Source organism: Gammaproteobacteria bacterium (assembly GCA_028819075.1).
Taxonomy (GTDB): Bacteria; Gemmatimonadota; Gemmatimonadetes; order Longimicrobiales; family Gaopeijiaceae; genus BD2-11.
Genome location: JAPPMM010000017.1, coordinates 187,167 through 204,774 on the forward strand (window position 1 = coordinate 187,167; position 17,608 = coordinate 204,774).

17 protein-coding genes and 1 pseudogene are annotated in these 17,608 nt (G+C 69.7%); 17 read left to right on the forward strand and 1 reads right to left on the reverse strand.

The genetic code is table 11. The features are described 5' to 3' along the window. The first annotated feature begins 35 nt into the window (after positions 1-35). The 5 genes from OXU32_03730 (at position 36) to OXU32_03750 (ending at position 3,437) form a co-directional block, all read left to right on the forward strand. The gene (locus OXU32_03730) at positions 36-938 is read left to right on the forward strand and encodes a glutamate formiminotransferase (protein MDE0073078.1); all 903 of its coding nucleotides are present in this window, start codon (positions 36-38) and stop codon (positions 936-938) included. After that, complete coding sequence (locus OXU32_03735) at positions 935-1,603, forward strand: tetratricopeptide repeat protein (GenBank protein ID MDE0073079.1); 669 nt, start codon at positions 935-937, stop codon at positions 1,601-1,603. The genes OXU32_03730 and OXU32_03735 overlap by 4 nt, the downstream gene beginning before the upstream one ends. A gap of 71 nt (positions 1,604-1,674) precedes the next feature. Continuing rightward, complete coding sequence (locus OXU32_03740) at positions 1,675-2,673, forward strand: polyprenyl synthetase family protein (protein MDE0073080.1); 999 nt, start codon at positions 1,675-1,677, stop codon at positions 2,671-2,673. 87 nt (positions 2,674-2,760) lie between these two features. Next, entirely contained in the window at positions 2,761-3,042 is a 282-nt protein-coding gene (locus OXU32_03745) for a hypothetical protein (protein MDE0073081.1), read from the forward strand. Between the two features lie 116 nt (positions 3,043-3,158). Beyond that, the gene (locus OXU32_03750; GenBank protein MDE0073082.1) at positions 3,159-3,437 is read left to right on the forward strand and encodes a twin-arginine translocase TatA/TatE family subunit; all 279 of its coding nucleotides are present in this window, start codon (positions 3,159-3,161) and stop codon (positions 3,435-3,437) included. A 43-nt stretch (positions 3,438-3,480) separates the two neighbouring features. On the opposite strand, the gene OXU32_03755 is transcribed toward OXU32_03750, so the two are convergent. Beyond that, positions 3,481-5,307: a peptidyl-prolyl cis-trans isomerase gene (locus OXU32_03755; protein ID MDE0073083.1), complete on the reverse strand. Its 1,827-nt coding sequence runs from the start codon at positions 5,305-5,307 to the stop codon at positions 3,481-3,483. A 246-nt stretch (positions 5,308-5,553) separates the two neighbouring features. Here OXU32_03755 and OXU32_03760 point away from each other — a divergent pair, with 246 nt between their 5' ends. The 12 genes and pseudogenes from OXU32_03760 to OXU32_03815 all read left to right on the forward strand — a co-directional run bounded on the left by OXU32_03760 (position 5,554) and on the right by OXU32_03815 (position 17,594). Beyond that, the gene (locus OXU32_03760) at positions 5,554-6,489 is read left to right on the forward strand and encodes a tetratricopeptide repeat protein (GenBank protein MDE0073084.1); all 936 of its coding nucleotides are present in this window, start codon (positions 5,554-5,556) and stop codon (positions 6,487-6,489) included. Continuing rightward, positions 6,486-6,923: a type II 3-dehydroquinate dehydratase gene (gene aroQ, locus OXU32_03765; GenBank protein ID MDE0073085.1), complete on the forward strand. Its 438-nt coding sequence runs from the start codon at positions 6,486-6,488 to the stop codon at positions 6,921-6,923. Before OXU32_03760 ends, aroQ begins: the two co-directional genes overlap by 4 nt. A 43-nt stretch (positions 6,924-6,966) precedes the next feature. Beyond that, a complete protein-coding gene (gene efp, locus OXU32_03770) occupies positions 6,967-7,533 on the forward strand; it encodes an elongation factor P (protein MDE0073086.1) in 567 nt (188 codons plus the stop codon). Then, complete coding sequence (gene accB / locus OXU32_03775) at positions 7,533-8,027, forward strand: acetyl-CoA carboxylase biotin carboxyl carrier protein (GenBank protein MDE0073087.1); 495 nt, start codon at positions 7,533-7,535, stop codon at positions 8,025-8,027. Before efp ends, accB begins: the two co-directional genes overlap by 1 nt. A gap of 69 nt (positions 8,028-8,096) precedes the next feature. Then, entirely contained in the window at positions 8,097-9,446 is a 1,350-nt protein-coding gene (gene accC, locus OXU32_03780) for an acetyl-CoA carboxylase biotin carboxylase subunit (GenBank protein MDE0073088.1), read from the forward strand. A gap of 3 nt (positions 9,447-9,449) precedes the next feature. Further along, positions 9,450-11,855: a DNA translocase FtsK 4TM domain-containing protein gene (locus OXU32_03785; GenBank protein ID MDE0073089.1), complete on the forward strand. Its 2,406-nt coding sequence runs from the start codon at positions 9,450-9,452 to the stop codon at positions 11,853-11,855. A gap of 81 nt (positions 11,856-11,936) precedes the next feature. Then, positions 11,937-12,605 carry an outer membrane lipoprotein carrier protein LolA gene (locus tag OXU32_03790; GenBank protein ID MDE0073090.1) on the forward strand — a complete coding sequence of 223 codons (669 nt, stop codon included), beginning with the start codon at positions 11,937-11,939 and terminating at the stop codon, positions 12,603-12,605. Between the two features lie 44 nt (positions 12,606-12,649). Beyond that, positions 12,650-13,348: a hypothetical protein gene (locus OXU32_03795; GenBank protein MDE0073091.1), complete on the forward strand. Its 699-nt coding sequence runs from the start codon at positions 12,650-12,652 to the stop codon at positions 13,346-13,348. A gap of 66 nt (positions 13,349-13,414) precedes the next feature. Beyond that, positions 13,415-14,902 (forward strand): annotated as a pseudogene (gene lnt, locus OXU32_03800) (apolipoprotein N-acyltransferase). Between the two features lie 279 nt (positions 14,903-15,181). Next, positions 15,182-16,297, forward strand: coding sequence for a peptide chain release factor 1 (gene prfA, locus OXU32_03805; GenBank protein MDE0073092.1), 1,116 nt, complete (start codon positions 15,182-15,184; stop codon positions 16,295-16,297). Next, positions 16,294-17,223: a peptide chain release factor N(5)-glutamine methyltransferase gene (gene prmC / locus OXU32_03810; GenBank protein MDE0073093.1), complete on the forward strand. Its 930-nt coding sequence runs from the start codon at positions 16,294-16,296 to the stop codon at positions 17,221-17,223. Before prfA ends, prmC begins: the two co-directional genes overlap by 4 nt. Before the next feature lie 11 nt (positions 17,224-17,234). After that, on the forward strand, positions 17,235-17,594 hold the full coding sequence (locus OXU32_03815; protein ID MDE0073094.1) for a YlbF family regulator: 360 nt from the start codon (positions 17,235-17,237) through the stop codon (positions 17,592-17,594). Positions 17,595-17,608: the final 14 nt, after the last annotated feature.

Sequence of the window (17,608 nt, forward strand, 5' to 3'; positions counted from 1 at the left end):
TTGAGAGGGCGCCGCCGCCGGGGTATAATCGCGACATGACCCCGGTCCTTGAAGCGGTCCCCAACTTCAGCGAAGGCCGCGACCTTGCTCTGGTACGCGAGTTTGCCCGGGTCATCGCCTCCGAGGGCGCCGAAGTGCTGGCCCGGAGCGCCGATCCGGACCACCATCGTTCGGTCATCTCCTTCGCCGGCCCTCCCCGGGTCGTGGAGCGGGCGGCCCTGTCGGTCGCGCGGCTGGCGGTGGAAGCCATCGACATGCGGCGGCACGCGGGCGTACATCCGCGCGTGGGCGCCCTCGACGTGCTCCCGTTCATCCCCGCCCGGGGCCTTGGTCTGCAGGATGCGGCTGCGAGCGCCCGCCGGGTGGCGGAAGGGCTGGCCGCGATGGGGATACCCGTCTACCTGTACGGGGCCGCCGGAACCGGCCGCTCCCTGTCCGCTCTGCGGGCCGGAGGCTTCGAGGCGCTCACGGGGGGGTTCCCAGCCGGCCGCGAGCCCGATATCCTGCCTCGGCCCTGGGCTCATCCGGGCGTCCATCCGACGGCGGGCGCGACCTGCGTCGGAGCCCGGCCGCCCCTCCTCGCGTGGAATGTCTGCGTATCGGGGTTATCGTTGGAGCAGGTGAAGGATGTCGCGGGCCGGCTGCGCGAGAGCAGCGGCGGATTTGTCGGGTTGAGGGCGCTGGGGCTATATCTGCCCTCCCGCGACGTATTTCAGATCTCCATGAACCTGGAAGACATGGAACGCACACCGCCCATGCGCGTTTTCGAGGCTATTGAAGCAGAGGTGGACCGGATGGGTGGCCGCATCACACAGACCGAGGTCATCGGAACCATCCCCGGGAGGCTGGTCCTTTCCGCGGCCGCCTCCCGCCTCAACCTGCTGGATCCGGACCCGTCCCGGCTGCGCGAGGCTCTGCTCGCGGAGGTCCGTTCATGACGGCCGACGCGCGCCTGGAGCGGGCCGGGGACGCTCCGGGCACGGACCCGCCCGCCGGTCCCGGGGGGGCGGCCCGCAAGTCCGAATCGCCCCGCCGGTATGTCGACCTCAGGGCGCTGCTCCTGGACGACGGGTCGGCGCCGGAGGCGACCCGGCTGACCGACGAAGATGAGAACACGGAACCCGGCGAGGACTTCCGGGCCGCGTTGTCGCGCTTCCGGGCCCGGTTGGTCCGCAGCGTTCCGGCCGGGGATGCGCGCATCCATCAGGACATGGGCACGGCGTACCGGACCATGGGGCTCGGCCCGGAGGCCATAGCCGAGTTTCAACGTGCGGTCCGCGTGGACCCCGCCAACTCGGCGGCCCGTGAGATGCTGGGTCGCTCCCTTCTCGACGCCGGCCACGCCGAACTCGCGGTCAGCACGCTGGCGAAGGCCCTCGACCTGCCCCTCGAGCGCGAAGACGACTTCCTTGGAATCTACTACTATATGGGGCGCGCTCAGGAGGCGTCCGGCAACCCCGAGGCGGCGTGCGACTTCTACAGGAAGACCCTCGCAATCGACATCGGCTTTCAGGATGTCGAGGCGCGGCTGCGCGATCTCGGCCGGGCGCTGATGGGGACGGCCGGCGAGTCGGCGGATCCTGTTCCCGACGGCCCCTCCTGACCCAGCAACCCCTGGACGAACGGGGACTCATCCACGGACTGCCACGCCAACCCCTTTCAGGAAAGAGGTCGTTGACCCAGCCCGTCACCACCAGCCCATCCACGCTTGCCCACATCCAGGAGCCCGTGCGCGAGGATCTGGACCGCGTGCGCGAGGAGCTCCGGCGCATCGTTCGCGCCAATCTGGGTATGACCGACGAGGTCAACCAGTACCTCCTGCTCATGCGGGGCAAGATGTTCCGCCCCACTCTGGTGCTCCTGGCGGACCGCATATGCGGGGGAGACGGAGATCCCGCCGTCACCCTGGCGGCGGCCGTCGAACTGGTGCACCTCGCGACCCTGGTGCACGACGATGCCGTGGACCACTCCGTGCTGCGCCGCGGCCTGCCCACGGTAAACGCGCTGTGGACGCATCAGGTCGCGATCATCATGGGGGACTACCTGTACAGCCGCTCCGTCACCGAGCTGACGCGCGTCGGCAATCTGGAGGTGCTTCGCTGCCTGGCGATCGCCGCCAACGAGATGAGTCTGGGGGAAATGCGCCAGCTCACCTCCTACGACGCCCTGGACTTCTCCGAAGAGGACTACTATGCCCTTATCGCGGCCAAGACGGCGTCCCTGATGGCCGCATCCTGCGAGATCGGCGCCCTCGCGACCGGGCCGGATCCCCGGTGCTCGGCGCTCAGGCGCTTCGGACACAATCTCGGAATGGCGTTTCAGATTGCCGACGACCTGCTGGACTACACCGGGACCGAGGCCGTGACCGGCAAACCCACGGGCCACGACCTGCGCCAGCGGAAGGTCACACTACCCCTGATCGGAGCGATGAAGGTGGCCGGCGCCAGGGAACGGAAAGGGATTCGCAGGTTCTTCTCCAGCCGCGATCCCTCCGACGAGGAGATCGCCGGGCTCATCGAGCTGGTGGAGGAACTGGGCGGGCTCGAGTACGCTCGCGAACGGGCGGAACGCTACGCGGGCTGGGCGGCGGCGGCGCTCGAGGATCTGGAGGCGGGGTCCGCCAAACAGGCGCTTCTCACCTCGATCGCCTACGTGGTCGATCGGCGTCGATGAGACCTCCGGGAGTCAGGCACGCGACGGGAGGCACGAAGTCGTTACACAAGCTCCGCGGCCGGGATGGCCGCGGTCGGAGGTCGTCAAGTGGCTAAGTTGCTCGAAGCTCGAAGCAGATCGTACTCCCGGGCCGTGGTGGTCGTGGTGGGTGGCTTCATCCTGGGTGCGCTGCTTACCCGCCTCGCCCAGTTCATGCCCGAGAGCGCGACCCGGGAGTTCCTTACCGCGGCGGTGACCGCGAGCCTGGGCCCGGTCTCCGTCGGGCTGGTTGCGCTTGACATTACGCTCGGACCGCTGGCATTTCATTTCAACGTGCTCACGCTGGCGGGCATCGGCATCGTGGCGCCCATCGTCCGCGCCTGGCTCTAGCAGCCCGCGGACGACCCCCACGGACCCGGCGCGCGAGACGCCGGTATGAGTTAGATTGACCACGCACGTCGAACGGACCAGCACGCTTCGCCGGTCTTCAGCGGGAAGGAGCTGTCATGGGATTCAGCGGACTTGGAATGTGGGAGATCATCCTGATCTTCCTGGTGTTCTTGCTTCTCTTCGGCGCCAAGCGCCTCCCGGAAATCGGCTCGTCACTGGGCAAGGGGATTCGCGAGTTCAAGGGTTCGGTGCGCGACATCGAGCGCGAGTTGAAGACACCCCAACAGCCCAAAATGGTCGCGCCCTCTCCCGCGGAGAGTTCCGAAGAGGGTGGAGAGCCGCGTAAACTCGGCAGTCGAACGGAAGCCGGCGCGGAAGCCGGGACGACTGCCTGAGGAAGGAGGTCGAGCCGCCGCCCGGGCGAGTGGCGGCGCCCGTCTACTGGAAGGCCAGCGGTAGCTGCGTCTGGTTCGCAGCCTCCTCCTGGGCCCGGAAGACCTCCCGGCGGCGATCGACGATGTTGGCGCGCTCACGCAGGCTGGTGATCCACTGGTCCAGCCGCTGCTGGCCCAGCGTGCCTCCGATCATCGCGCGCTGAACCACCTTCTGCTCCTCCCACGTGGTGCTGTCGGCGGGAATCCGCTCCGTCAACTCGATGACGAAGGCGCGCCCGTTGGCCTCCACGACGCCGCTCAGCTGGTCCGGCTCCAGACCGAATGCGGTGCCGATGACCGCGTTCTGCCGACCGAGTCCGGGCACGAAATCGCTGCGTGAGAACGGGGGGGACTCCTCGATATCGGCCTCCAGGCGCTCGGCGATCTGTTCCATGGTGCCCCCGTCCCGCGCGGCTTCTTCCGCCTGCGCCAGAGCACGCTCGAGCTTCCTTTCCAGCCGCAGGGTTTGCTCGATGGCCGGACGCGCCTGTTCGAGCGGCAGAACCCCCTCCGGTTCACGGCCGACCAGCTCCAGCGCGTAGAAGGCCTCGGCGTTCTCGAAGACGGGGCTGACGTCCCCTTCCTCCGCTTCCTCGAACGCCCACTCCGACCCCTCGCGCACCTGGCCCGCGCCCAGTACGAAGGGGAACTCCTCGGTGATGTCGACGGGGTTGGCCTCCAGGCCCAGCTCGGCTGCTGCTTCCCTGAGAGGAAGGTTCTCGCCCAGCACTTCGAGGGAGTCGGCCGTGGTCAACAGATCGATTTCGGAGGCGTCGGTACGCTCCACGGGCACCAGGATGTGACGCGCGCTCACGGAGTCCGCGCTACGCGAGGTCACCTCGATGAGGTGCCATCCGAACTGCGTGGCGACCGGCTCGGTAACCGTTTCCAGCGGCGCGCTGAACGCCACCGAATCGAATTCCGGCACCATCATCCCCCGGGGGAAGGTTCCCAGGTCTCCGCCCAGGGCGGCCGAACCCTCGTCCACCGATTCCTCCGCCGCCAGCTCGGCGAAGTCGGCCCCATCGAGGATCTCGCTGCGGATTTCCTCGGCGCGCTCCCGCGCCGCGGCCGTGTCGGCGGCGCTGGGATCCTTGTCGAGCACGACCGCGACCACGGTAGCCCTCGGGGGCACCGCGAACTCGTCCCGGTTCTCCCTGTAGTACGCGGCGACTTCCGCATCGGAAACCTCGACCTCGTCATCGCCGATGCGGGTCGCCGGATCCAGCGACAGGTACCGCACTTCGACCTGTTCGTTCTCGTCCCTGTACGCCGACCAGAGGGCCGCGTCCGGGAGGTAGATGCCCGTGCTCAGCTGCCGCAGGAGCTTCGTGCGGGGGATGATGTCGCGGTAGTAGGCTTCGAGCTCCAGCAGGGCGATCTCCGACGCGGTGGCAAGGTAGTCCTGATACTTCTGCATGTCGAAGACGCCTTCGGTCTGAAAGCCCTCGAGCGCCTGGAACTGCGGCGGAGGGCTGAAGCGCGCCGCCTGGCGGATTTCGTCGTCGCTCACCCGGATGCCGCGCCGCTGGAGTTCGCGCTGGATCAGGATCTGGGTCACGACCTCGTCGAAGGCCGCGTCCTCGATTCCGAGGTTCTGGTCGGACGTGATCGCTTCTTCCTGGGCCAGTTGCGTCTGCTCGTAGAGGTTGCGATAGGCGAACTGGTACTGCTCGTACATGACCGGCACGCCATCGACCTCACCCAGCTCGCTCAACCCGGCGGTGCGCCCGGTAATGTCCATTCCCCACTCGAAGACCATGAGCGCGGCGAACGCCAGCGCGGTGATCATCATGATCCACTTCGTGTTGTCCCGCATGGTCCGCATCATGGCGAGGCGTCTCCTGGCGTGTCCGGGTCCGGCAAGAATGGCGTGATCGCGGGAATCTTCCGCAAGGAACGCAATTTACGGGAATGCCGGATGCCTCTCAAGCGAGGCCCCGGAAAGGGTCCGTTGACACCCTTCGCAGCGGCTCCCTACTTTTCCCGGTTGAGGCGCGAGCGCCTCTCGCGAATTCGACACGCCTTCCCCCGAGCGCGCGGCGCCGGAGTCTTCCCTCTTTCCGAGAGCCTGCCTGTGGATCAGTCGCTTGAGCGGAGGATTCGCAGGCTCTACTCCTGCTTCCACTCTTCGGAGGATCGACAGGGCCGGTCGTTCGTGCCCCTGGCGGACGCCTACAGGCGGGCGGGGGATCTCCTGCGGGCCAGGCTCCTGCTCGACGAGGGCCTGCGGCGTCATCCCGATTTCGCGAGTGCACACGTGGTGGCGATGCGGGTCGCGCGGGATGTTTCGGACCATGCGGGGGCTCTGGCCGCTACCCGGCGCGTGCTCGAGCTCGATCCGGGCAACGTGGAGGCGCGGCAGGTTCTGGCCAGGGTCGGTCCCCTCGTCGAGGACGCCCCGGCGTCCGGTTCCAGGGTTGACGGCGATGCCGAGCTCCCGGACGAGTCGTGGATGGCGGGCGACGCGGGCGTATGGGCTGCCGGAACCGACAGCGGACTGGCCTCGGTCGATCCGGTTGCTCTGGAAGCCGAGGAAGAGCAGCTGGCGGTAGCGGAGCCCGAGGAGCAGCAGCCGGCCGTCACCGAGCCCGCGCAAGAGCGAGCCGCTCCGGCATCCGGGAAGGGAGCCGGAAGAGGTGCCCGTCCCGCCGGGATCCCGATCGAGACGCCTGCCGCCGCTTCCGACGCCGTTGCGGACGCGGGCATCTACACCCGCACCATGGGCCGGCTTTACGAACAGCAGGGGCTCCAGGCCCAGGCGATCGCCGTCTACGAGCAGCTCATCGAATCCGAGCCCGGCGACGAGGCGCTTGTGAGCCGCCTGGAGCGCCTTCGCCGGCAAATCGGGGCCGAAGTGGACGCGACGGGGGAGCCGGAGGCGGTTCGGGGCGGTGAGACGGCGAAGACCCGGGATGTCGTTCCGCTGCGCGGTGGCGAAGCGGAGGTCGTTCCGATCGAGGCGCTGGCGCCCGATGCGCCCATGGCCGGCGCGCGCGAGGGGGTGCCGTGAGGATCGCGATCGTACACGGCGCCAACCTGCGCCTGCTGGGCCGACGCGAACCGGAGGTGTACGGCTCCGACACGCTCGAGGACATCAACCGGCGCCTTCGCGCGCTGGCGGAGGAACTGGGAGTGGAGATCGAAGTCTTCCAGTCCAATTCGGAAGGGGCGATTCTCGACTATCTGGAGGAAGCCGCGCCCCGGATCGACGGCGTTCTGATCAATCCGGGGGCGTTCACGCACACCAGCGTCGCCCTGCGGGATGCGCTCGCGGGGATCGCGAGGCCCTTCGTGGAGGTACATCTGTCGAACCCGGCGGCGCGCGAATCCTTCCGGCGCCGGTCGTACCTGGCGCCCGTTGCCGCGGGCGTGGTCGCCGGTTTTCGCGCGGAAAGCTATCTTCTTGCCCTCAGGGGGCTTCTGGCACACCTGTCCCGGGATTGACCTGCGGCTCCCGGGAGGGCGCTACTCAACCGATCGAGGCTGCATGGCCACTACAGCCGATTTTCGCAATGGCATGATCCTGGACATCGGCGGTGTCCTCTGGGCGATCACGTATTTTCAGCACGTCAAGCCGGGGAAGGGCGGCGCGTTCGTGCGCACGCGGCTCAAGAACGTGCTGGACGGCCACGTGGTGGAGAAGACCTTCCGGGCGGGGGAACGGGTGACGGGCGTTCGCCTGGAGCGCCGTCCCATGCAGTACAGCTACACCGACGGCGCATTCTTCCACTTCATGGACCTGCGCACCTACGACATGCATGCGGTCTCTGGAAGCATGGTCGGAGAAGATCAGTTGAAATACCTGAAAGAGAACATGGAGTGCGAAGTCCTGGTCCACGACGACGACGCCATCGCCGTGGAACTCCCGGCTTTCGTCGAACTCGAAGTGACCGGCACGGAGCCCGGCGTGCGCGGCGATACCGCCCAGGGCGGCACCAAGCCGGCCACCCTGGAGACCGGGGCGGTGGTCCAGGTTCCCCTCTTCGTGGAGGTGGGAGACGTGCTCAGGGTGGATCGCAGGGAGGACAAGTACCTGACGCGGGTGACGTCATGATCGACGCCGAGTTCGTCGAGCGCCTCATCCGCGCGGTGGATGAGAGCGGGATCGACACCGTGGAGATCCGGCGCGGCGGCACGCGCGTGCGGATCAGCAAGACCCCCCCGCCAGCTCCGGTGCCGACCGAAGCGGGGGCCGGACCCGTTGCGGGGGCGGTCGAGTCACCGGCCTCCGGGGACGGTGCCTCGGCTGCCCCGGCGGAATCGACGGTGGCGGGCGATTCGCCCGCAGGGGAACAGCCGGCCACGACGCTGATCGAGATCAAGTCGCCGATGGTGGGGACCTTCTACCGCGCCGGAGCCCCGGGAGCCCCACCCTACGTGGACACCGGACAGAGAATCTCCGAGGGGGACACCCTCTGCATCATCGAGGCGATGAAGCTCATGAACGAGTTCGAGAGCGACATCAGCGGGACCATCGAGGAGATCCTGGTGGAAGACGGCGAGCCGGTTGAGTACGGACAGGTGCTTTTCAGGGTGGCGCCGGTCTGAGCGGGTCGCGGCCCTCTGGCCGGGGCTCCACGGGCCCGACCCGACGCGCGCGATGCGGGAGCTTCACGGGTGTTCGCTAAGGTACTGATCGCCAATCGGGGCGAGATCGCGCTCCGCATCATTCGCGCGTGCCACGAGTTGGGCGTCGAGGCCGTGGCGGTCTTCTCGGAGGCGGACCGGGACTCGCTGCACGTGCGCTTCGCGGATGAGGCGGTCTGCATCGGACCGCCGTCGGTGGCGGAGAGCTATCTGAACATCCCGCGGATCATCGCCGCGGCGGAGATCACGGGCGCGGAAGCGATCCATCCCGGCTACGGGCTGCTTGCGGAGAACGCGGAATTCTCCGAGATCTGCGACGCCTCCGGCATCACTTTCATCGGCCCGACCGCGGACCAGATTCGGGCCATGGGCGACAAGGTCGTGGCGCGCGAGACGATGATGGAGATCGGGGTGCCCACGGTGCCGGGTTCGGAGGGGGCGCTCAGCAGCGTGCGCGAAGCCCTTCGGCTCGCGGACGAGATCGCGTACCCGGTGATGGTCAAGGCCGCGGCGGGCGGCGGCGGCAAGGGGATGCGCATCGCGCGCGACGGCGGCGAGCTGGAACGGGTCTTCGGTTCCACCCGGATGGAGGCGCAGGCGGCGTTCGGGGATTCCTCGGTCTACCTGGAGAAGCTCATCGAGCGGCCGCGCCATGTGGAGATTCAGGTCTTCGGGGACAGGCATGGCCGCGTGGTGCATCTGGGCGAGCGGGACTGCTCCGTGCAGCGCCGCCACCAGAAGCTGATCGAGGAGGCGCCCGCGTACGGACTGTCGCCCGAATTGCGCGAGGAGATGGGCCGCGCCGCCGTGCGGGGGGCCGCGGGCATAGAATACGCCGGCGCGGGCACGGTGGAGTTTCTGCTGGATCCCTCGGGGGCGTTCTACTTCATCGAGATGAATACCCGCATCCAGGTGGAGCATCCGGTGACGGAGGTGACGACCGGCCTGGATCTGGTGAAGGAGCAGATCCGGGTGGCGTTCGGAGTCCCGCTGTCGTTTCCGCCCGAGCCTGCCAGTCATCGTGGGCACGCCATCGAGTTCCGGATCAATGCCGAGGATCCGGACCGGGACTTCATGCCCGCGCCGGGAACGATCGATGTCTTCCATCCGCCCGCGGGCCCCGGGATTCGCCTCGACACGCACGTCTACGCCGGCTACACGGTCCCGCGGTACTACGATTCACTGCTGGCCAAGGTCATCGTCAGCGCGGCCACCCGCCGGGAGGCGATCGACCGGGCCCGCCACAGCCTGGACAACTTCGTGGTGGGCGGCGTGCCCACCACCCTGAGTTTCCTCTCGCGCATCCTGCGGGACCGGCGCTTTGTGGAGGGAGCGGTCGACACCAGCCTGGTGGACCGCCTGATGAGCGAGGCGGCGTAGGCGGTGGCGGCGCGCAGGAAGCCGGGACGAGCAGGCAGGAAGGCGCCTGCGGGCCGTGGGCGCGCGCGGGACAGGGAAGAGGGCGCTTTTCTGTCCAGGAGTCAGAAGTCCGACATCCTGGCTCTGTCCCTGGTGGTCCTGGCGCTGTTCCTGCTTCTGGCGCTCTTCCCGGTATCGGTTCTGGGCGCGCGCGCCCAGGCGTGGTTTCCTTCGGGGAACGCGATCGGCCTGCTGGGTGCGCGGTTCCGGGAAGCGGCAACCGGGGCGCTGGGCGCGGCGGCGTTCGCGCTCCCGGTCCTGCTGACGCTGGGGGGGCTGCGCGCGGGCGCGTGGACGACCACCCGCACCACCGTGCGGGCGGCGATCCTGACGGCCGGCCTGGCCGTGGTCGCGTCCTGCGTGGCCTCGCTGCTGGGGAGCGCCGGCGGTGCGGGATGGCTGGGGGCGACCCTGGCCGGGGGGCTCAGCTCGGTCATCGGCTGGCTGGGGACGACGTTGCTGCTCGCGGGCTTCCTGGTCGGGCTCCTGGTGGCCACCCTCGACTGGAACCCGCTCCGCTGGCTGGGACGCGCGCTCAGGTCGGCATGGTCCGCGATCGATCTGCGCGGAAGGTTGGCTCGCCTGCTGCGGCCGGGACCGCGAAAGGACGGGGACGACCGCGGGACAGCCCGGCGGGGGACGGAGCGGGGCATTCCCGAGGATGTCGCGGAAGTGCTGGACGGGGTTGTGGAGGAGCTGGGGGATGCGGCCGCGGCGCCCGACCCGGCCGGCCACGCGCTGCCGGAACTGCCGCAGGCACCGGACACGGAGTCGGCCGGCACTGGTACGGAGGGCCCCGCGTCTGCGGAGGCTGCGGGCGAGCCGGCGCCGGAAGAGCCGACCGGAGGGGCGTTGCCGTCGATCGACCTGCTGGACGCCCCGGAGCCGAAGGATCCCTTCCGCATGGAACTGAAGCTCTCGCAGCTGGGCGAGGTGCTGGTGGAGAAGCTTCGCTCGTTCGGCGTGCAGAGCCGAATCGGCGGCCGCACCACCGGGCCCGTCGTGACCCAGTTCGAGGTGGTGCCCGCGCCGGGGGTCAAGGTCAACCGCATCGCCAACCTGGAGGCCGACCTCGCGCTGGCGATGAAGGCGAGGAGCATCCGCATCGTCGCCCCGATCCCCGGCAAGGGCGCGGTCGGCGTGGAGATCCCCAATCCCGAGCCGGAAATCGTCTATCTGCGAGACATCCTCGAGTCTCCCGCCTTCCGGTCGTCGAAGGCCGCGCTGCCCCTCGCCCTGGGCAAGGACCTGACCGGGCGCCCCTACGTTTCCGACCTGGCGCGCATGCCCCATGTGCTCATCGCGGGCGCCACCGGATCGGGGAAGTCGGTCTGCCTGAACGCCTTCATCACCAGCCTGGTGTACTCCCACTCCCCGGAGTCGCTTCGCCTGCTGATGGTCGATCCCAAGATGGTCGAGCTGTCGGTGTACGCCGATCTGCCCCACCTGCGTCATCCGGTGGTGACCGATCCCTCCGACGCGGCGAGCGTCCTGAAATGGGCGGTGATGGAGATGGAGCGCCGGTACGCGCTGCTCTCGGCGAACCAGGCGCGCTCGCTGGGGGAGTTCAACCGGATGGTGCGCGACGGGAAGCCCCTGCGCCATCCGCCGCGACCGCCCGCGCCCGGCGAGGAACCCGGGGAGGAAGCCTGGGACGAGGGCATCCTCCCCTTCGTGGTGGTGATCGTCGACGAGCTCGCCGATCTGATGATGACCGTCCAGGGCGAAGTCGAACGCCCCCTGACCATGCTCGCCCAGAAGGCGCGCGCCATCGGCATCCATCTGATGGTGGCGACCCAGCGGCCCAGCGTGAACGTGATCACCGGGCTCATCAAGGCGAACTTCCCATGCCGCATCGCCTTCCGGGTCGCCTCGAAGACCGATTCGCGCACCATCCTGGACCAGAACGGCGCGGACGCGCTGCTGGGCAACGGCGACATGCTGTTCCTGCCGCCCGGCCAGAGCGAGCCCGTGCGCATTCAGGGCGCGTACGTGCCGGGATCGGACACGAACCGGCTCACGGGCTGGTTCCGGCAGCTGGTGCGCCACTGGGAAGATGCGGGCGAAATGCCCGACTTCGCCGGGGAGGAGGACATCCTGGCCGTGGTGCGCAACCGGGAAGGCGAGGGCGACGCAGAAGAGGAGGACGGCCCGGTGGAGCGCGACGACCTGTTCTTCGCGGCTGCAGAGGTGTGCGTCCGGCAGAACCAGGGCTCGACCTCACTGCTGCAGCGGAAGCTGCGCATCGGTTACGGCCGCGCGGCGCGCGTGGTGGACCAGCTGCACGAGGCGGGCGTGCTGGGTCCGCCGGATGGCTCGAAGCCGCGTGAAGTGCTCATGGGTCTCGACGAGATCGAGGCGTTGCGCTAGCCGTCCGCCAAGGGGCCGCGGGGGCCGCCCGACTGCGCGCCGGGCCGGAACGGGGGCGCTCGCCTGCGGGTATGGCGTGCCATGAAAAACACGTGCTTCGTCGTTCTGGCGATGTTGTGCGCGGCCGCCGATCCGGGTGCCGCCCTCGCCATGCAGGAGACCGCGGACCCGTTGGCGATTCTCGAGCGGGCTTCCGCGGAGTATTCCGGATTGACGGGGTTCTGCGCCGACTTCCGGCAGACCCTGACCTCGCCGCTTCTGAACCAGGTGACGCGCTCCCGGGGGCGCATGTGCCAGCAGCAGCCGGACCGCTTCTCCATGCGCTTCACCGATCCCGAAGGCGACCTGGTGGTCGCCGACGGGGAGTGGCTGTGGGTCTACTTTCCGAGCGGCGACGCCGGCCAGGTCATTCGCTCGCCCTTGACCTCCGGGGGACGGGGCGGCTTCGACTTCCACCGCGAATTCCTCTCGGATCCGGGGACCCGCTACGCCCCCGCGTATCTGCGCAGCGAGCAACTCGACGGCGCCCCCACCCACGTCATCCGGCTGATACCGCGCCGGCCGTCCGCCTATCGCGAGGCGCGGGTGTGGATCGATGAGGGGACGTGGTTCATCCGGCGTACCGAGATCGAGGAGGAAAACGGCAACCTGCGCGAGGTGCGGCTGGCCGGATTCGAGCCGAACCCCCAGCTGGGGAGCGAGGTCTTCCACTTCACGCCGCCCCGGGGGGTCCAGGTCATCACGCGATGAGGGCCTGGCGCCGGACGGGGGAGAGTGATCGCGGGAAGGAACGGATGAGGGGCGCTGCGATGGTCCTGATGGCCCTCGTGGCCACGTCCGGCATGGCTACGCGCGCGGCCGCCCAGGACCTCGCGGACTTCGACTACGAACATCTGAGCCTGCGGGGCATCGGCTTCGAGGCCGGCTACCTTCCCGGGTACAGGATCCACGGGGTGCGCGGGGAGATACGGAGCCTGGGCGCGCGGCTCGACCTCGGGTACCTGGGTCCCGGGCTCCGTATTGCGCCTTCGGTCACGTACTGGTCGTCGGAGCTCGAGGCCGAGGAGGTATCCCGCCTTGAGACGCGGCTCGGGCAGCTGATCGCCCGGGAGGTGGGGCCGTCCGGATCCGAAGCCGGACCCGAGGTGGATCTCGGCAGGATCACGTGGAGCGATCTGGTGGTGGGTGTCGACGCCCACGTCGTCTGGAACATTCCCTTCGGATGGCTCAGCTTTCTCGGGCTGGGCGCCTCGGTGCACGTTCTCGACGGACAGGGCGAGGCGGTCGACGACACGTTCATCGAGGATCTTCTGGACACGGCGCGCCCGGGAGTGAACGTGCATCTGGGGCTCGAGTATCCGCTCTGGTCATGGTCCCGGCTCTATTGGCACGGCCGCTACGAGGTGACCGACGACCTGCGCTACTTCAACGTCCGGGGCGGGCTCCAGCTCATGTTCGGTGGCACGGCTCCCGGGGAGATGGAGCCTCGCTGAGGCGAGTTGCGAGGGGCTGCGGGCGTGCGCACCGTGGCTGATCCCCGGCCGGCAAGAGCGGGGATGATGTGGGTCGGGGCCCTCATCGGCCTGGATGCGCGGGAATGGCGGCTGGCGTCGGCCTCCGCCCTCCTGCTCTTCGCCGCCTATCCCCCGTTTCACCTGATCGCGCCTTCCCTGCTGGCGCTGGTCCCGCTGTCGGTCGCGGTTCGGGAGGCGCGCACGCCCCGTCGGGCCGCGCGCATCGGCTTCGTGTTCGGGGTGCTGCACTACGGTCTGCTGCTGCACTGGATGATCCCGGCGCTGGCGCGGCTGACCGCTACGGCCCCGCTGGTCTACGCCACGGCCGTGATGCTGCTGGCGCTGTCACAGGCGCTGGCGTGCTGGATGCTCGCCCTCCTCGGGCGTGGCGGCCGCGTTCCGTTCTGGCTCGCGCTGCCCCTTGTCTGGACGGCCGTGGAGTGGGGGATCGCCCACGCCCCGGGGACGCTGGCCTATCCGTGGCTGGGGCTGGGGACGTCGCTCACGGGATACCCGGAGGCGGTCGGGATCGCCGAGCTGGCCGGAGCGCGCGGAGTGACGTTCTGGCTGGCGCTTGTAAACGGTCTGGTTGCCGAGGCCGTGGTGACCGGCAGGGGCAGGTCGGCGGCCACCGGGCGACCGCGAACGGCGACGCGGAAGGGCGTGTCCGGGCGTTCGCGGCCTCGGTTGGCGCGATGGTTGCGGGGTGGAATCGGGCCGGCCCGCCCGTGGCTGGCGGTCGCTCTGGTCGTGGCGGCCGTCCCCGCCGCCTGGGGAGTGTGGCGCGCCCGTCACCTCGATCTGCGGCCTGGGCCGGTGGTCGCCACCGTGCGCACCACATTGCGCGCGCAGCCGGGCGAGACGGCGACCGACCTGGAGGCGCTCGCCGAGGTTGACGCGCTGCTCGCGGCGCCCGTCGCCGAAGCGCCCGCGCCCTCCCTGGTGGTGCTCCCGGAGGGCACCTTCCGGGACGGGCTGGAACAGCCGGAAGCGGTCGAAGGGCTGACGGATCTGTCGCGGCGGCTGGGGGCGCCCGTCCTGTTCGGCATGGTGCGCACGGAAGAGGCGGGGGCGGGGCGGTACAACTCGGCCGCCCTGGCCGGGCCGGCCGGGCTGCTGGCCGACCCCTACGACAAGCGCCGCCTGGTGCCGTGGGTCGAGCGGATGCCGCTGGCGGGCCTGTTCCCGATGGCCGCCGGGGAGAGTCCGCTGCGCGCGGGCGCCGAATGGACGGTACTGGAGGCCGGTCTCCATGACGTGGGCGCGCTCATCTGCTACGAGGCCGCGTTCGCCGGCGCCGCCAGGGCGCTCCGCCGCGCGGGGGCCGGCGTGCTGCTCAACATCACCAACGACGCCTGGTTCGCGGACGCGGGCGCCTTCGCGGTCGCGCAGCACGAGGCCCACCTGGTCATGCGCGCCATCGAGACCCGCACCGGGGTGGTGCGCTCGGCCAACCTCGGCCCCGCGGGCTTCGTCGAGCCCACCGGGAGGGTGCGCGTGCGTGTCCAGGGCCCGGGCGCGGCCGTGGCGGTCGCCCGGGTGGATGCGGTGGCCGGGCCCACATGGTACGTGCGCGTCGGGGACGTGGCGGGGCCGGGGGCCGTGGCCGCACTGCTCCTGCTGCTCCTCTTCGCCGGCCCCGCCGTCCGCAGCCGACCGGGACGATGGCCCGCGCGCCCGAAACCGGCCATTGAACGCCCTTCGGGCCAAATCTATACTACGGGCTCCCGATCCCGGCCGGCCGCTCGTTGTTCCCGGCGGCCCGGCAGGGCCCTGACTCATCCCGAAGGGACGACCCGGACATCGCTGCGCATGGCGCACGGAACGACGATTCTGGACAGACCCCTGGACCGCCTCGACCAGGTGCGCAAGCGCCTTGAGGGGGCGGAGGAACGCCTGCGCGCACTGGACGCGGAACTGGCCGAACCGGAGGTGGCGCGCGACCCCGCGCGCCTGCGCGTCCTCAGCCGCCGGCGCGCCGAGGTGGACCCGGTCGCCCGCATCTCCCGCGAGATCGAGAGCGTCCTGGAGCAGCTGGAGGCGGCGCGCGACCTCACGGACGATCCGGACGACGCGGAGGTGCGGGAACTCGCGCGCATGGAGGTCGAGGAGCTGGAAGCCCGGCTCGAGGAACTGGCGAGGCAGGCCTGGGAACTGGTCCTCCCCCGCGATCCCATGGACGACCGCGCCGCGGTCGTCGAGGTGCGGGCCGGGACCGGCGGCGACGAAGCGGGGCTGTTCGCGGCCGAGGTGATGCGCATGTATCAGCGCCTGGCGGAGCGCCGGAACTGGAGCATCGAGCTCCTCAGCCTCTCCGAGGGCATCCCCGGCGCCATCAAGGAAGCCGTCTTCACGGTGAGCGGCCGCGGAGCGTACGGCGCGCTGCGCTACGAATCGGGGGTGCACCGGGTGCAGCGGGTTCCGGTCACCGAGAGCCAGGGCCGCATTCACACGTCCGCGGCGTCGGTCGCGGTGTTGCCGGAGGCGGAGCCGGTGGACATCGAAATCGATCCGGCGCACTTGCGCATCGACGTGTTCCGCTCGTCCGGTCCGGGCGGACAGTCGGTGAACACCACCGACTCGGCCGTGCGCATCACCCACGAGCCCAGCGGCCTGGTGGTGACCTGCCAGGACGAGAAGTCGCAGCACAAGAACAAGGCCAGGGCCATGAAGGTGCTGCGCAGTCGTCTTCTCGACCGCGAGATCGCCGAGCGCGCGGCGGAACGCTCGCGGGAGCGCAAGTCGCAGATCGGATCGGGAGACCGATCTGCCAAGATCCGCACCTACAACTTTCCCCAGAACCGGGTGACGGATCATCGTATCGGGCTCACCCTGCACCGCCTGGAATCGATACTTCACGGCGAACTGGACGAGCTTCTGGAAGCGCTTCACCTGGCCGAGCGGCACGAGCGCCTGGAGGACCGGTGAGCACGCTCTCGCTCGAGCGGCCCTCCGGTCGCGTACCGGGAAGGGAAGAACCGTGGACTGTCCTGAACCTGATCCTCTGGAGCGCGCACTACCTGGACGAGAAGGGGGTGCCTGGGGCGCGGCTGGACGCCGAGCACCTGCTGGCCGACACGCTCGGGGTGCCGCGCCTCGAGCTCTACCTGCAGCATGACCGGCCGCTTGAGGCATCCGAACTCGCCGCCTTCAAGCCGCGGCTCCTGCGCCGCGCCCGCCGGGAGCCGCTCCAGTACATCCTGGGCAGGGCGGCTTTCCGGAAGATGGACCTCGCCGTGGACCGTCGGGTTCTCGTTCCTCGTTCGGAAACGGAACTGCTCGCGGGAGAGGTGCTGGCCTGGGCCGCGGGGCGCGCGGGCGCCGGCCTCCGGGCGCTCGACCTGGGAACCGGCTGCGGTGCTCTGGCCCTGGCCCTCGCCACGGAAGGCGACTTCGCCGGCATCGTGGCCACCGACCTGAGCCGCGACGCGCTCGAGGTGGCTTCGCTCAACCATGGGCAATACCATGACGGGGCTCCGCTGGAGTTCAGGGCGGGATCGCTGTACGAGCCCCTCGGACGCGACGAGCGCTTCGACGTGATCGTGTCCAACCCTCCCTACATCCCCAGTGCCGAACTGGAGGGCCTGGAGCCGGAGGTGCGGGACTGGGAGCCCCGACGGGCGCTGGACGCGGGTGCCGACGGCATGCAGGTGCTGGAACCGCTGATCGCCGGTGCGCCGCGGCATCTGGCGCCCGCGGGTCTGCTGGCGCTGGAGGTGGGCGCCGATCAGGCGGCTCGGGCAGCGCGCCGGATCGACGAAACGGGCGCCTTCGCCCGGGTGCGCGTCATCCCCGACCTTGCGGGCCGCGAACGGATGGTGCTGGCACACCGGCACCGGAACGAGGACCGATAACGGGAGGCTGAATGGCGGCGATCGAGGAGATGGCGCGCGAACTGGGTCTGGCCCTGGGCCGGACCGCTCAGTATCAGGATCTGCAACGTGCCGCGCGGCGCGCCGATGACGATCGCGAGCTGGCGACCCTGCGAAGCGAGCTGGCGAAGCTGGAGGAGAGCGTGGCCCGGAGCGTGCGCGCCGGCGAGGAGCCCGCGCCCGAAGTGGCCGAGGAATACGAAAAGGCGTTCGGGCGCCTGCAGGCGAGTCCGGCGTACCAGGGGCTGGTTGCGGCCCAGGCCAACTTCGACCGGGTGCTGGGCCGTGTGAACGAGGGCATCTCGAAGGCCATCGAGGAAGGCGCGAAATCGCGCATCATCATCAGTTCCTGACCGCCCGCCAGCTG